The organism is Nonomuraea sp. NPDC003709, assembly GCF_040610775.1.
GTDB classification, from domain to species: Bacteria; Actinomycetota; Actinomycetes; order Streptosporangiales; family Streptosporangiaceae; genus Nonomuraea; species Nonomuraea angiospora_A.
In genome coordinates this window covers 447,310-460,766 of the sequence record NZ_JBEXMW010000002.1, presented here as the reverse complement: position 1 = coordinate 460,766, position 13,457 = coordinate 447,310, and the positions used below count along the sequence as shown (strand labels likewise).

The 13,457-nt window shown below is 70.4% G+C and carries 14 protein-coding genes; 7 read left to right on the top strand and 7 right to left on the bottom strand.

What is annotated here, in order from left to right; all coding sequences use genetic code 11:
* Window positions 1-4: 4 nt before the first annotated feature.
* Entirely contained in the window at window positions 5-919 is a 915-nt protein-coding gene (kdgD, locus tag ABZX61_RS06650; protein ID WP_355192065.1) for a 5-dehydro-4-deoxyglucarate dehydratase, read from the bottom strand.
* 63 nt (window positions 920-982) lie between these two features.
* Entirely contained in the window at window positions 983-1,969 is a 987-nt protein-coding gene (locus ABZX61_RS06645; RefSeq protein WP_355192063.1) for a LysR family transcriptional regulator, read from the bottom strand.
* A 135-nt stretch (window positions 1,970-2,104) separates the two neighbouring features.
* On the opposite strand from ABZX61_RS06645, the gene ABZX61_RS06640 reads away from it, so the two are divergent.
* From ABZX61_RS06640 to ABZX61_RS06620, 5 genes are read left to right on the top strand one after another with little or no spacing between them, the layout of a single operon-like run.
* Window positions 2,105-3,112 carry a tripartite tricarboxylate transporter substrate binding protein gene (locus ABZX61_RS06640; protein WP_355192061.1) on the top strand — a complete coding sequence of 336 codons (1,008 nt, stop codon included), beginning with the start codon at window positions 2,105-2,107 and terminating at the stop codon, window positions 3,110-3,112.
* 22 nt (window positions 3,113-3,134) lie between these two features.
* The gene (locus tag ABZX61_RS06635; protein ID WP_350726573.1) at window positions 3,135-3,641 is read left to right on the top strand and encodes a tripartite tricarboxylate transporter TctB family protein; all 507 of its coding nucleotides are present in this window, start codon (window positions 3,135-3,137) and stop codon (window positions 3,639-3,641) included.
* Between the two features lie 9 nt (window positions 3,642-3,650).
* A complete protein-coding gene (locus ABZX61_RS06630) occupies window positions 3,651-5,171 on the top strand; it encodes a tripartite tricarboxylate transporter permease (RefSeq protein WP_350726571.1) in 1,521 nt (506 codons plus the stop codon).
* Window positions 5,168-5,563 (top strand): universal stress protein, encoded by a 396-nt coding sequence (locus tag ABZX61_RS06625; protein WP_350726569.1) that lies wholly within the window; start codon window positions 5,168-5,170, stop codon window positions 5,561-5,563. Before ABZX61_RS06630 ends, ABZX61_RS06625 begins: the two co-directional genes overlap by 4 nt.
* Window positions 5,560-6,831, top strand: coding sequence for a glucarate dehydratase family protein (locus ABZX61_RS06620; RefSeq protein ID WP_355192058.1), 1,272 nt, complete (start codon window positions 5,560-5,562; stop codon window positions 6,829-6,831). Before ABZX61_RS06625 ends, ABZX61_RS06620 begins: the two co-directional genes overlap by 4 nt.
* Before the next feature lie 177 nt (window positions 6,832-7,008).
* Here ABZX61_RS06620 and ABZX61_RS06615 read toward each other — a convergent pair whose 3' ends face one another.
* The 4 genes from ABZX61_RS06615 to ABZX61_RS06600 all read right to left on the bottom strand — a co-directional run bounded on the left by ABZX61_RS06615 (window position 7,009) and on the right by ABZX61_RS06600 (window position 10,942).
* The gene (locus ABZX61_RS06615) at window positions 7,009-7,725 is read right to left on the bottom strand and encodes a FadR/GntR family transcriptional regulator (RefSeq protein ID WP_192792423.1); all 717 of its coding nucleotides are present in this window, start codon (window positions 7,723-7,725) and stop codon (window positions 7,009-7,011) included.
* Window positions 7,726-7,735: 10 nt separating this feature from the next.
* Window positions 7,736-8,983 carry a mandelate racemase/muconate lactonizing enzyme family protein gene (locus ABZX61_RS06610; protein ID WP_355192055.1) on the bottom strand — a complete coding sequence of 416 codons (1,248 nt, stop codon included), beginning with the start codon at window positions 8,981-8,983 and terminating at the stop codon, window positions 7,736-7,738.
* A 5-nt stretch (window positions 8,984-8,988) separates the two neighbouring features.
* Window positions 8,989-10,116 carry a mandelate racemase/muconate lactonizing enzyme family protein gene (locus ABZX61_RS06605; RefSeq protein ID WP_355192712.1) on the bottom strand — a complete coding sequence of 376 codons (1,128 nt, stop codon included), beginning with the start codon at window positions 10,114-10,116 and terminating at the stop codon, window positions 8,989-8,991.
* Between the two features lie 73 nt (window positions 10,117-10,189).
* Complete coding sequence (locus ABZX61_RS06600) at window positions 10,190-10,942, bottom strand: endonuclease/exonuclease/phosphatase family protein (protein ID WP_355192053.1); 753 nt, start codon at window positions 10,940-10,942, stop codon at window positions 10,190-10,192.
* A gap of 70 nt (window positions 10,943-11,012) precedes the next feature.
* Between ABZX61_RS06600 and ABZX61_RS06595 the strand changes: the two genes are divergently transcribed.
* A complete protein-coding gene (locus ABZX61_RS06595) occupies window positions 11,013-11,864 on the top strand; it encodes a DUF72 domain-containing protein (protein WP_355192051.1) in 852 nt (283 codons plus the stop codon).
* A gap of 35 nt (window positions 11,865-11,899) precedes the next feature.
* Entirely contained in the window at window positions 11,900-12,463 is a 564-nt protein-coding gene (locus ABZX61_RS06590; protein ID WP_350726560.1) for a hypothetical protein, read from the top strand.
* Between the two features lie 51 nt (window positions 12,464-12,514).
* On the opposite strand, the gene ABZX61_RS06585 is transcribed toward ABZX61_RS06590, so the two are convergent.
* Window positions 12,515-13,318, bottom strand: coding sequence for a hypothetical protein (locus tag ABZX61_RS06585; protein WP_355192049.1), 804 nt, complete (start codon window positions 13,316-13,318; stop codon window positions 12,515-12,517).
* Window positions 13,319-13,457 lie beyond the last annotated feature (139 nt).

Here is a 13,457-nt window from a genome sequence, read left to right as displayed (position 1 = left end):
CGCCCTAGCTGATCTTGTTGATGAGGGCGGCCAGTTCGGCGGACTCGCCGTCGGTGAGGTTCTGCAGCGGCGGCCGGACGGGGCCCGCCGGGCGCCCGACGGCGGCCAGGCCCGCCTTGATGATCGAGACGGCGTACCCCTTCTGCCGGTCGCGGATGTCCAGGTACGGGATCACGAACTCCTTGATCCGCCGGTAGACGGCGTCCCGGTTCTGGGCGCGGACGTCGGCGTAGAAGTCGAGCGCGTACTGCGGGACGAAGTTGAAGATCGCCGAGGAGTACGTGCTCATGCCGAGCTGAAGCAGCGGCAGCGCGAACGTCTCGGCCGTGGGCAGGCCGCCGATGTAGGCCAGACGGTCGCCGACGGTGGCGTAGATGCGGGTGAGGTGCTCGATGCTGCCGACGCCGTCCTTGAACCCGACGAGGTTCGGGTTGCGGTCGGCCAGGGCCTCGACGGAGCGGTCGTTCAGGATCGCGTTGGCCCGGCTGTAGACGATCACACCGAGGTCGGTGGCGCGGCACACCGCGGAGACGTGCTCCACCAGGCCCGCCTGCCCGGCCTCCGTGAGGTAGGGGGGCATGAGCAGCAGCCCGTCGGCCCCGGCGGCCTCGGCGGCCTGGGCCTGCGCGACGGCGTTCGCGGTGCCGCCGGTGGCGGGGGCCACGACCGGCAGCCTGCCGTTCACCTCGCTAACCGCCGCCCGCACCACCCGGTCGATCTCGGCGGGGGTGAGCGAGAAGCCCTCGCCGGTGCCGCCCGCGGCGAACAGCCCGGCCACGGGGTACGCGCTCAACCAGGACAGGTGGTCACGGTAACCCGCCTCGTCGAACTCCAGCTCCTGCGTGAAATGGGTGACAGGGAACGACAGCAGGCCGCTCTTGAGCTGGGCGGCGAGCTCCTGGGGCGAGAAATTCGGCATGACCGTCCTCTGTTGACACGCGGCCCGTGGGATCCCCCGCACCGCCGGTAAAGGTTGATGCCGTCAGGCTAGGAAGGAGGGTGGATTCCTGTCCAAGCCCGATTCTGTATCTGGCGATACCGAACGAGCATCGTCACGCCCGGGATCGGGCAGCAGCTCCAGAACGCGCCACAGGGCGGGGTTGGTGGAGCCGTGGTCCCAGATGACGTGCAGCTCCACCGGCTTGCCCGCGACGCCGTCACCCTCGTCGAGCGGGTCGCCGCCGCCCCGTACCAGGTCGCAGAAGACGATGCCGTCGATGCCGAGCGAGCGGGCGCTGGCCGGCGCCAGCGCCACGCCCCGGCCGGCGGCCACGAGCAGGGCGGCGGTGAGGATCTGGTGCACCTGCTGCTCGATCCTGGGGTGGGCGTTGGTGAGGAAGCGGACGGTCAGCTCGTGGAAGTAACGCGACTGCACGGGGTTGTAGCTGATGACCGGAATGCCGTCGAAGTCGTCGGGCGCGAGCGGCCGCCCCAGGCCGGCCAGCGGATGGCCGACGGGGACCACCGCGCACAGCGGCTCGCGGAAGACCACGCGGGAGTCGAGCGTGGCGATGTCGAAGGGCGGGCGGGCCAGGCCCAGGTCGAGCTCACCGCGCAGGATGCCGTCCACCTGCCCGGCGGTCACCCGCTCGTGGAGGATGACGTCGATCTCCGGCAACTGCTCCGTGAGGCGGCGCAGGATCGTGCCGAGCATGCTGATGGCCGAGACGGCGGTGAAGCCGAGCCGTACGGTGCCCGTGGCGCCCTTGGCGATGCGGCGGGCCCGGTCGCCCGCGGTGTCGACGAGGGAGAGCATGCGCCGCGCGTCCTCCAGGAAGCCGCGCCCGGCGTCGGTGAGCACGACGCGCCGGTTGTCGCGTTCCAGGAGGGTCACGCCGATCGCGCGCTCCAACTTCTGGATGTGGCGGCTGAGCGGCGGCTGCGTCATGCGTAGCCGATCGGCGGCCCGGCCGAAGTGGAGCTCCTCGGCGACCGCCACGAATGCCCGGATCTGATCCAGTGTTAGCATGATGCCCGCAGAGTATCACCTGATACCGAATTGAGCCTGGACAGGCATCGAGGCAGGTCCCTAGTCTCCGGAGACTACAGAGCGGAAACAACCCCGTAACCTCCATAGACGCCGCTCGCACATAAGGAGAAGTCCATGCCGACATCACGGACGACCCGCCGCCGCCTTCTCGCGGGTGTCATCGGCGGCGCCGCCGCGCTCGCGCTGACGGCGTGCGGTGGCGTCAAGACCACGTCCTCCGGCGGCGGTGACGGTAAATATCCGACGGGCAACATCGAGTTCAGCGTGGGCGCGTCCGCGGGCGGCTCGACCGACCTCATCACCCGGGCGCTGGCCCAGGGCATGGGCAAGGACCTCGGCGTCTCCGCCCCGGTGCTCAACAAGCCCGGCGCGAACGGCGCGCTCAACGCCAAGGAGCTCCAGGCCGCGAAGGCCGACGGCTACAAGATCGCCGTCCAGAACGCGTCCCTGTTCACCATCACGCCGCTCACGGTCTCCCCCGCCGAGGCCACGAAGATCGACTCGTTCGACGTCATCACCGGCGTCTCGCGTGACGACTACGTCATGGCGACCAACTCCCAGTCCGGCTACAAGTCCATCGAGGACATGAAGAAGGCCGGCAAGACCATCCGCTACGGCACGACCGGCGTCGGCACGGGAGCCCAGCTCGCCTCCGCGCTGACCTTCAAGACCGCCGGCATCGAGGCCACGGCCGTGCCCTTCGACGGCGGCGCCCCCGCGCTGACCGCCCTGCTGGGCAACCAGGTGGACGTCTCCACCATGCAGATCGGCGAGGCCATCGAGAACATCAAGGCCGGCAAGCTCGTCCCGCTCGCGGTCTTCTCCGACCAGCGCATCCCCTTCCTGCCGGACGTGAAGACGGCCAAGGAGCAGGGCTTCGACGTCCTGGTGACGCAGTACCGCTTCCTGACCGCGCCCAAGGGCACGCCCGAGGACGTCAAGACCCGCCTGCTGGACGCGGCGAAGAAGACGTTCGCCACGCCGGAGTACAAGAAGTTCAACGAGGACAACTCGCTCACCCCGATGGAGGTCTCCCCGCAGGAGGTGCTCTCTTCCCTGCAGAAGGACACCGCCACGTACAAGGAGCAGCTGAGCAAGTACGGCATCAGCCTCGCCGGATAGTCCCCTAGGAGCGAGCATGTCCATGTCTGACCCTCTTGAGGCCGGCCCTCTCGAGTCCGGCCCTGAGGTCGCCGACGACACCCGGCCACCGCACGCCGGCCCTCTCTCGCAGATCTCGGCGGCCCTGGTGGCGCTGGCGGTCGGCGTCGCCGGGGCGATCGGCTCCCTCGCGCTCGGGCTCGGCCGCATGACCCAGCCGGGCCCCGGCCTGTGGCCGTTCGCCATCAGCGTCGTCATCGTCGTGCTGTCGGCGGTGCTCGTCGTCACCGGCCGCAAGCTCGAGGACACCGAGCGGTTCTCCAAGGCGAGCCTGCTCACCGCGGCCGGCCTGGTGACGCTCATCATGCTGGCCTGGCTGCTGCCGCTGATCGGCTTCGAGATCCCTTCCCTGCTGCTGGTGTTCGTCTGGCTGCGCTGGCTGGGCAAAGAGTCGTGGCGCACCTCCATCGTGGTCAGCGTGCTGACGGTGGCGGCGTTCTACCTGCTCTTCGTCGTGCTGCTCCAGGTCCCGCTCCCGCGCCTCATCTGAGAAGACCCCATGGACATCTCCCCCATCCTCAACGGCTTCGGCGTCGTCATGGAGCCGGCCAACCTGCTCTACTGCCTCATCGGCGTGATCATCGGCATGCTCATCGGCGTGCTGCCCGGCCTCGGGCCCGGCGCGACGATCGCCATCCTGCTGCCGATCACGTACGGCATCGGGCCGGTCTCCGCGATCATCATGCTGGCCGGCATCTTCTACGGCGCCCAGTACGGCGGGACCATCACCTCGGTCCTGCTCCGCCTCCCCGGCGAGGCGTCCTCCGTCGTGACCGTCTTCGACGGGTTCGCCCTGGCCAGACAGGGCAAGGCGGGCACCGCGCTCGGCATCGCCGCCATCGGCTCCTTCGTCGGCGGCACCGTCTCGATCATCGGCCTGACGATCCTGGCCCCGGTCGTCGCCGGCTTCGCGCTCGACTTCGGCCCGCCCGAGTACGCGGCGCTGGGCGTGCTCGGCGTGCTGCTGATCTCCTCGGTCGGCAACGGCAACAAGCTCAAGGCGATCATCGCGGCCTGCGTCGGCCTGCTCATCGCGACCGTCGGCCGCGACACCTTCACCGGCGCCGAGCGGTTCACCTTCGACAGCCTGAACCTCGCCGAAGGCATCGACTTCATCCCGATCGCCATGGGTCTGTTCGGCCTCAGCGAGATCCTCTACAACCTCGAGGAGCGGCACAACCAGGTGCACGCGCCGGCCAAGGTCGGCAACGTGTGGCCGTCGCGCCAGGACCTCGGCCAGGCCAAGGGCGCGATCGGGCGCGGCTCGGTCATCGGGTTCGTGCTGGGCGTCCTGCCCGGCGGCGGCGCGGTGCTGTCCTCGCTGGCGGCGTACGCGTTCGAGAAGCGCCGCGCCAAGCAGCCCGAGCGCTTCGGCAAGGGCGCCGTCGAGGGCGTGGCCGCTCCCGAGACCGCCAACAACGCCGCCGCCACGTCATCGTTCATCCCGCTGCTGACGCTGGGCATCCCGGCGAACGCGACGATGGCGCTGATGTTCGGGGCGCTGCTCATCCAGGGCATCCAGCCGGGGCCGCAGCTCGTCACCGAGCACCCCGACGTCTTCTGGGGCGTCATCAACTCGATGTACATCGGCAACATCCTGCTGCTCATCATGAGCATCCCGATGGTCGGCGTCTTCGTGAAGATCCTGCGGGTGCGTCCCGCCATCCTGGCCCCGATCACGGTGCTCATCACGCTGCTCGGCGCGTACACCGTGAACAACAACGTGTACGACATCTTCCTGGTCATCGCCTTCGGCCTGCTGGGCTACCTGATGAAGAAGTTCGGGTTCGAGCCCGGGCCGCTGGTGCTCGCGTTCGTCCTCGGCTCGATGATCGAGAACTCGTCGCGCCAGGCGCTGCTCATCTTCGGCGGCGACCCGACCGGGTTCCTCACCCGCCCGATCTCCGGCACGGTGCTCGCCCTGGTGGTGCTCGTCGCCGTCCTGCCGCTCATCCGCAAAGCCGTACGCCGCAAGACCGCCGCCGCGGACCGCGTTCCAGTTGAGGAGAAGACGCCATGACGATCCTCGTCGGTTACCTGCCCACCCCCGAGGGCGAGGCCGCGGTCGACGCGGGTCTGCGCGAGGGCGCGCTGCGCTCCGAGCGCGTGATCATCGTGAACTCCCCGCGCCGCGGCGCCCCCGTCGACGAGCACAAGATCGACGACGACGCCTCGACCGCGCTGCTCGCCCGGGCGCGGGCCGCCGGCGTGGACGCCGAGGTACGCCAGCCGCTCCACGACGACGACCTGCCGGAGACGTTCGAGGAGCTCGTCAAGGAGACGGGCGGCACCCTCATCGTCATCGGGCTGCGGCACCGGTCGCTGGTGGGCAAGTTCATCCTGGGCAGCGAGGCGCAGCGCATCCTCATGGAGGCCAGCGTGCCGGTGCTGACGGTGAAGGCACCCCGATGAGCCTTGACGGCGGGCGGATCAGCCGCGTCTCGGTCACGCCGGTCGCCTTCCGCGACCCGCCCCTCCTCAACGTCGTCGGCGTCCACCAGCCGTTCGTGCTGCGCGCGATCGTCCAGGTGCACACCGACTCGGGGCTGGTGGGGCTGGGCGAGACGTACGCCGACCAGGCCCATCTCGACCGGCTCGACGCCGTGGCCGCCGCGCTGCCCGGCCTGGACGTGTTCGACGCCCATGGGCTGCGCCGCGTCGTCGAGGAGACGCTCGGCCGCTCCACCGGCGGCGCGGGCGCGAGCTTCGGCGGGATGCTGGAGGTCTCCAGCGCCGTGGACACCGTGGCCGCGCCCTTCGAGGTCGCGCTGCTCGACCTGCAGGGCAGGACGCTCGGCCGCCCGGTCAGCGACCTGCTCGGCGGCGCCGTACGCGACCGGGTGCCGTTCTCCGCGTACCTGTTCTACAAGTGGGCCGGTCACCCGGGCCAGGACGAGGACTCGTGGGGCGAGGGCGTCACGCCCGAGCAGATGGTCGCCCAGGCCCGGCGGATGGTCGACGAGTACGGCTTCACCGCCATCAAGCTCAAGGGCGGCGTCTTCGAGCCCGGCCACGAGGTCGAGACCGTCGAGGCACTGGCCACCGCCTTCCCCTCTCATGCCCTGCGCATCGACCCCAACGGCGCCTGGACCGTGGACACCTCGATCAAGGTGGCGCACCGGCTGGCCGGGGTCCTGGAGTACCTCGAGGACCCGACGCCCGGCATCGACGGCATGGCGCGGGTCGCCGAGCACACCGACCTGCCCCTGGCCACGAACATGTGCGTCATCGCCTTCGAGCACCTCAAGCCCGCCGTCGCCGCGGACGCCGTGCAGGTCGTCCTCTCGGACCACCACCTGTGGGGCGGCCTGCGCCGCTCGGCCCTGCTGGGGGGCATCTGCGAGACGTTCGGGATGGGGCTGTCGATGCACTCCAACTCCCACCTCGGCGTGAGCCTCGCCGCGATGACCCACCTGGCCGCCGCGACCCCGAACCTCACCTACGCCTGCGACACCCACTACCCGTGGAAGACCGAGGAGGTCATCAGGCCGGGGGCGCTGGAGTTCCGCGACGGCAGCGTGGCCGTGCCGGCCGGGCCGGGGCTCGGCGTGGAGCTGGACGAGGACGCGCTGGGCGCCCTGCACGAGCAGTACGTGCGGTGCGGGCAGCGCGGGCGCGAGGACACGGCGTACATGCGCACGGTCGAGCCCGGCTTCACCCCCAACACGGCCCGCTGGTAACCCGACGACCACTGGGCCTGGAGACGAGCACGCGGGGCAGGACGCACAGCCGCATCCCGCCCCACCGCCAACCGCCCGCCACGAAGCCCGAAGACGGACGCGCGGAACCGGACACACGCAGCCGCAGCACGCCTACCGGTGGTCGCCCGCCGCTAGAACCCACCCGCCCCTGACCGGCTACGGGGCCTGGAGGCGGGCGCGCGAGTTGGACAGGTGCAGCCGCATCGCGGCCCGCGCCGCCGCGGCGTCCCGGTCGGCGATGGCGCGGTAGATGTTCTCGTGCTCCAGCGTCACCCGGGTGAGGTGGGTGGCGTTGGAGACGGTGTACGCGTGCTCCAGCCGGGTGCGCGGCAGCATGATCACCATGGGCCCGAAGGACGCCAGCAAGTCGGAGTAGAACCGGTTGCCCGAGGCCAGCGCGATCTTGAGATGGAACTGGAAGTCGGCCTCGACGGCGCTGCTGGGCTGCTCGCCGGAGCGCCCGAGGTCGACCAGGGCCCGCTCGATGGCCTTCAGCTGCAGATCGGTGCGGCGCTCGGCGGCCAGCCCCGCCGACTCCGACTCGACGCCGATCCGGAAGTCGATCATGTCGAGGACGTCGCGATGGCTGCGGATCTGCGAGGGCTCCACCGAGAAGGCCGTGGAGGCGGGCAAGGCCAGCACGAACGAGCCCCGCCCCTGGAACGTCTCGACCAGCCCGGCCGCCTGGAGCCGCGAGATGGCCTCGCGGACCACCGTACGGCTCACGCCGAACTCCTCGACGAGCGAGGACTCGGTCGGCAGCTTCTGGCCGGGCTCGATCTCGCCGGCGAGGATGCGTTCCTTGAGCCGTTCGACGAGCTCATGCGCGAGCCCGCGCCCGCTGTCGCGGTCGAGCCTCTGATCTGGCGGCACGGCTGACAACCTACCCGGCGTCCGCACGGAACTCGACCCGGCCGGACCATCCGCCCGCAACCGCACCGAACTCGCCCCGATCGGACCGCCCGCCCGCAACCGCACCGAACTCGCCCCGATCGGACCGCCCAGCCCCGGCCACGCCGAACTCGACCTGATCGAGCCGCCAGGCCGCCGCCCCGTCGGCGAGGCTGAGGCCGAGGCCCGGACGGTCCGGGACGCGCATGCCCCCTCCCTCGATCTCCAGCCGCTCCTCGAACAGCGGCGACAGCCACTCGATGTGCTCCACCCAGGACTCGCGCGGGTAAGCCGCGGCCAGATGGACGTGGATCTCCATCACGAAGTGCGGCGCGACCTGCAGCTGCGCGTGATCGGCCAGCGCGGCGACCTTGAGGTAGGGCGTGATGCCGCCCACCCGCGGCACGTCGGGCTGCAGGAAGCCGACGGCCCGAAGGTCGATGAGCCGCACGAGGTCGGGCACGCTGGAGAGCATCTCACCGGTGGCGATGGGCGTGCCGAGTGCGGCGGCCAACTGCGCGTGCCCCTCGGCGTCGTAGGCGTCCAGCGGCTCCTCGATCCAGACCAGCCCGAGCTCCTCCACCGCCCGCCCGAACCGCAGCGCCGTGGCCCGGTCCCACTGCTGGTTGGCGTCCACCATCAGCGGCACGTCGTCACCGAGGTGCTCGCGCACCGCGGCCAGCCGCCGCAGGTCCTCCCGGGTGTCGGGCTGCCCCACCTTGATCTTGATCCCGCCGATGCCGTCGTTCAGCGACTGCCGGGCCCGCTCCTTGACCTCCTCGACCGGAGCCTGCAGATAGCCGCCCGAGGTGTTGTACGTCCGGACCGAGTCGCGATAGGACCCCAGCAGCTTGGCCAGCGGCAACCCCGCCCGCTTCGCCTTCAGGTCCCACAGCGCGACGTCGACGGCCGCCAGCGCCTGCGTGGCCACCCCCGAACGCCCGACCGACGCCCCCGCCCACAGCAGCACGTCGTACAACCTGCCGATGTCGGACGGATCCCGGCCGAGGAGGTTCTCCCCGATTTCCTTCGCGTGGGCGAACTGCGCGCGGCAGCCCGCCCGCGTCGTGTACGAGAACCCGAGCCCCTCGAGCCCCTCGTCCGTCGTGATCTCGCAGGTCAGCACGTCGATCTGGGACAGGGGTCGCTGGCGCCCCGTCGCGACCTTGGCGTCGCTCACCGGATGCGCCAGCGGCACGGCGTAATGCCCGAACCGCACCGACGCGACACGGTCACCCATCGGTCTCAGGCCTTCCCGAACTCGACGCTGTCCACGGTCCACTTGCGGCACTGCTCGCTGAGCGTGAACCCGAGCCCCGGCCGGTCAGGGACGATCATGCGGCCGTCGCGGGTCTCGAGCCGCTCGTTGAACAGCGGGTTGAGCCATTCGAAGTGCTCGACCCAGGGTTCGCGCGGGTAGGCGGCGGCCAGGTGGAGGTGGATCTCCATGGCGAAATGCGGCGCCAGCTGCAGCCCCGCGTGGTCGGCGAGGGTGGCCAGGCGCAGGAAGGGTGTGATGCCGCCGACGCGCGGGGCGTCCGGCTGGATGATGTCGGCGGCGCGGGCCTCGATGAGGCGGACGTGCTCGGCGACGCTCGAGAGCATCTCGCCGGTGGCGATGGGCGTGTCGAGGGCGGCGGCGAGCTGCGCGTGCCCCTCGGCGTCGTAGGCGTCCAGGGGCTCCTCGATCCAGACCAGCCCGAGCTCCTCCACCGCCCGCCCGAACCGCAGCGCCGTCGGCCGGTCCCACTGCTGGTTGGCGTCCACCATGAGCGGCACGTCGTCGCCGAGGTGCTCGCGCACCGCGGCCAGCCGCCGCAGGTCCTCCTTGGTGTCGGGCTGCCCGACCTTGATCTTGATCCCGCCGATGCCGTCCTTGAGCGACTGGGTGGCGCGGGCCTTGACCTCCTCGATCGGCGCGTGCAGGAAGCCGCCCGAGGTGTTGTACGTCCGGACCGAGTCGCGATAGGACCCCAGCAGCTTGGCCAGCGGCAGCCCCGCCCGCTTCGCCTTCAGGTCCCACAGCGCGACGTCGATCGCCGCCAGCGCCTGCGTGGCGACCCCGGACCGGCCGACCGAGGCGCCCGCCCACAGCAGGGTGTCGTACACCTTGCCGATGTCGGAGGGGTCCTGGCCGATCAGGTTGGCCCCGACCTCCTTGGCGTGGGCGTACTGCGCGGGGCCGCCCGCCCTCTTGGAGTAGCTGAACCCGGTGCCCTCGTGACCGTCCTCGGTCGTGATCTCGGCGAAGAGGAAGGCGATCTCGGTCATCGGCTTCTGCCGCCCGGTGAGCACCTTGGCGTCGCTGATGGGGACGTCGAGCGGAAGGGTGACGGAGGAGAGCGAGACGTGGCGGATGCGGTCGGCGGCCATGGGCGGTCCAAGAGGGTAGGCGGCGATGTTGTCAGTCATCATACGAAGCCATCACTCGTATGACAACCTCGCCTCAGGGCCGCGTCAGCACGACGAGCAGGGCGGGGTGGTCGGTGTAGGTCATGCGGGTCACCTCCGTCCGCACGAAGCCCAGGTTGGCCGCGAAGACGTGCTGCACGCTGCCGTCCCCCTTCCTGAAGAAGGGCGCGGCGTTGCAGTCCTGGACATCGGGCCCGATCAGCGGGGCGTACTTGAGGTTGAAGTCGCCCGCCAGGAACGTCTGCCGGCCCGCGACGGCCCGGTCGCGCAGCAGGGCGATCGCCGCCTTGCACTGGGCCATGGCGACGTTCCCGGTGGTCGACAGGTGGGTGCTGCACCCGACGAGGTCCGCGAACTCGGCGCACACGTAGACGCGCTTCTCGCTGCCGCTGTCCTGGGTGGCGTACTGGCCGGAGAAGACGGTCCCGGTGACCGGGGAGCGGAAGATCAGGCCGTTGCCGTACTCGTCGCCGTTGGTGCAGCGCACGGGCGTGCCATCGGGGCGGCGGGCCGGGGCGAACATGGAGAAACCGCTGCCCATGGCGGGGGCCAGCTGGGGCAGGTCGTTCCTGCAGATCTCGTTGAGGGAGACGACGTGGGGCTGCTTGGCGGCGATGACCGCGTTCGCCTCCTGGAGGGTGGCGGCGCCGTTGAAGCAGGAGGTGTTGACGCCGCTGTGGCACAGGTTGAGCTGCAGCACGCGGAACTCCTGCGCGGCCGCCGCGGGCGCGGCCACGGCGCCCACCGCGATGAGGACGATCACGAGAAGCAGTCGGACACGAGGCATGGATTGCCCTTCCTTTCGCCCGTCGATGACCATGACAGCGTCTCAACGGATCTCCGATACCGTCGAGAGCATGCGGCTTCACGTGGGATGCGCGATGTGGACTCATGCGCGGTGGCAAGGTCGATTCCTCCCCGGCCACCTCCCGCCCAGGGAGCGCCTGCGCTCGTACGCGACCTGGTGCGACGCGGTGGAGGGCAACACGACCTTCTACGCGACCCCCACGCGCGCCACGGTGGAGTCGTGGGCCGGCCAGACCGCCCCCGACTTCCGCATGGTCGTCAAGCTCCCCAAGCCCATCACCCACGAGCACCGCCTGACCGGCGCCGACGAGCACCTCCACGCCTTCCTGGACGCGATCGAGCCGCTGGGCCCGCGAGCCCACGCGCTCTGGATCCAGCTGCCCGGCTCCTTCTCCCCCACCGACCTCGGCACCCTCGCGGCCTTCCTGCACCGGCTCCCCCGCTCCCACAGGTACGCCGTCGAGGTCCGCCACCGCGCCTTCTTCGAGGACCAGCGATCCGAACGGCTCCTGGAGCGCGTCCTGGCGGCCGCGGACGCCGAGTGGGTCCCGTTCGACACCACGACGCTCTTCCAGAGCCCGCCGACCAGCGACGCCGAGCGCGACGCGTGGACCAAGAAGCCCCGCGTGCCCCGCCGCACGCGCACCCTCACCGGCCACCCGATCGTCCGCTACCTGGGCCGGGACACCGAGGCCCGCACCGTCGAGGGCTGGCGGCCGTGGCTGGACGTCGTCACGGACTGGCTGCGCGAGGGCCGCTCCCCCACGTTCTTCGTGCACACGCCGGACAACGCCGACGCGCCGAAGCTGGCCCGCGACTTCCACGAGGCGGTACGCGCCCGCCTCCCCGGCCTGACCCCGCTCCCCGAACCCGAGCCCGCGGACCCGCTGACCCTCTTCTAGCTGTCCAGGCATCCAGAATGGGACGATCTCTGCTCATGGCGAAGAAGATCCTCGAGGCCCTGACGAGGGCGAGAGATTCCGGCAAGCCGGTGCGAGTCAGCCGTGACATCGACGGCGCCGATCGGCTCGACGCGTATGTGGTGGGCATCGGCCGCAAATGGGTGCTTCTGCACACCATCTCCGACGAGTACCGGCTGGACGGCTACTCGGCCGTGCGGCTGCGCGACATCGCCCATGCCACCCGTTCCGGTTGGAAGGGCGCGATGGTGGCCCATCGAGCCCTGGCGCTGCGCGGGGAACGTCCCCGGCTGCCGGCAGGCGCCGACCTGGACTACACCAAGGGCTTGATCCAAACGCTGACCACGGCGTTCCCTCTCATGGCCGTGCACGTCGAGAGGGTCGACCCCCACGTCTGCTACATCGGCCGCGCCCGAGGGATCGACCGGGGGAAACGGCTGCGTCTCCAGGAGATCGGCCCGGCTGCGGACTGGGCGCGTACGCGCTCCACGACCAGGACGGCGGACATCACGCGGTTCGACGTCGGCGGCGGGTACATCGACGCGCTCCACGCCGTGGGCGGACGTCCACCAGAACGCTGACCGGCCGCGGAACCGCCTACGGGTGCGAGGCACCTTTCCGGGTCGGGGTCCTCATCCCCTTGGGCCGTAGGCCGTCATGAGGATGTGCACGAGGATGAGGACGACGATCCAGAACATGGCGCGTCTGGTCGGCGGAGGACCGCTGCGCAGCAGGGATATGCCCAGGGGGATGAAGGCGACGCAGAGGCCGCCCACGGCGATGAAGGACTGCGGTTCGGTGCCTTTGAGCGTCCCGAGCGCGAGCGCCGACATCAGGCCGAGCGCGACCGAGCGGCCCAGCCCCAGGGCGCCGGAGCGGTAGGCGCCGACGGCCAGCACGACCCAGCCGAAGAAGGCCGGTCCGGATATGGCCCTGAACGGATTCCAGATCGCGTCCCGCCATGCCAGGTAATAATCGTCGATGCCCTTGAGCATCGTTTGCAGGCCGAGGCTGTCGGTCAGATAGAAGGCCAGGTGATCGGTGCCGAACTGGAAGGTCCGGGTGAACAGGCCGACGATCACCAGGCAGCCGCCCCACAGGCCCCACAGCGGGCTGGTGGCGGCGATCCTCTGCGCCAGCGTCATGACCGCCGGCCACAGCAGGACGAACCCCGCGGCGAAGCAGGTATAGGCGACCCTGATGAGCGCGGGGTGCTGGGCGTAGGCGGCCAGTTGGTAAGGAACGAAGTAGTAGAACGGGGAGCGCAGGACAGTCCCGGTCATGATGAGGGCGGGGCCGCCGATCAGGGAGACGGCGCTCACCCATCGTCCGGGAAACGGGGGTTGCCGGTCCAGGTTGGCCGCGGCGTTGGCGGCGCGCCGGTCCGCGGCGGCCTGTCGCCATCGTGTGATTCGCCCCCGAAGATCGACGTTCATCGGTTCCTCCCAGATTTATCGCTCTCGGCCCGGTATGCCGGGTGCACCAGCATGGTGATGGGCTGTGGGGTGCGGGCGCGTCTGGCTCGGGTGGCATCTTGGCCGGCATACATGAGCCGGTGCTACGACCCCAGACCGA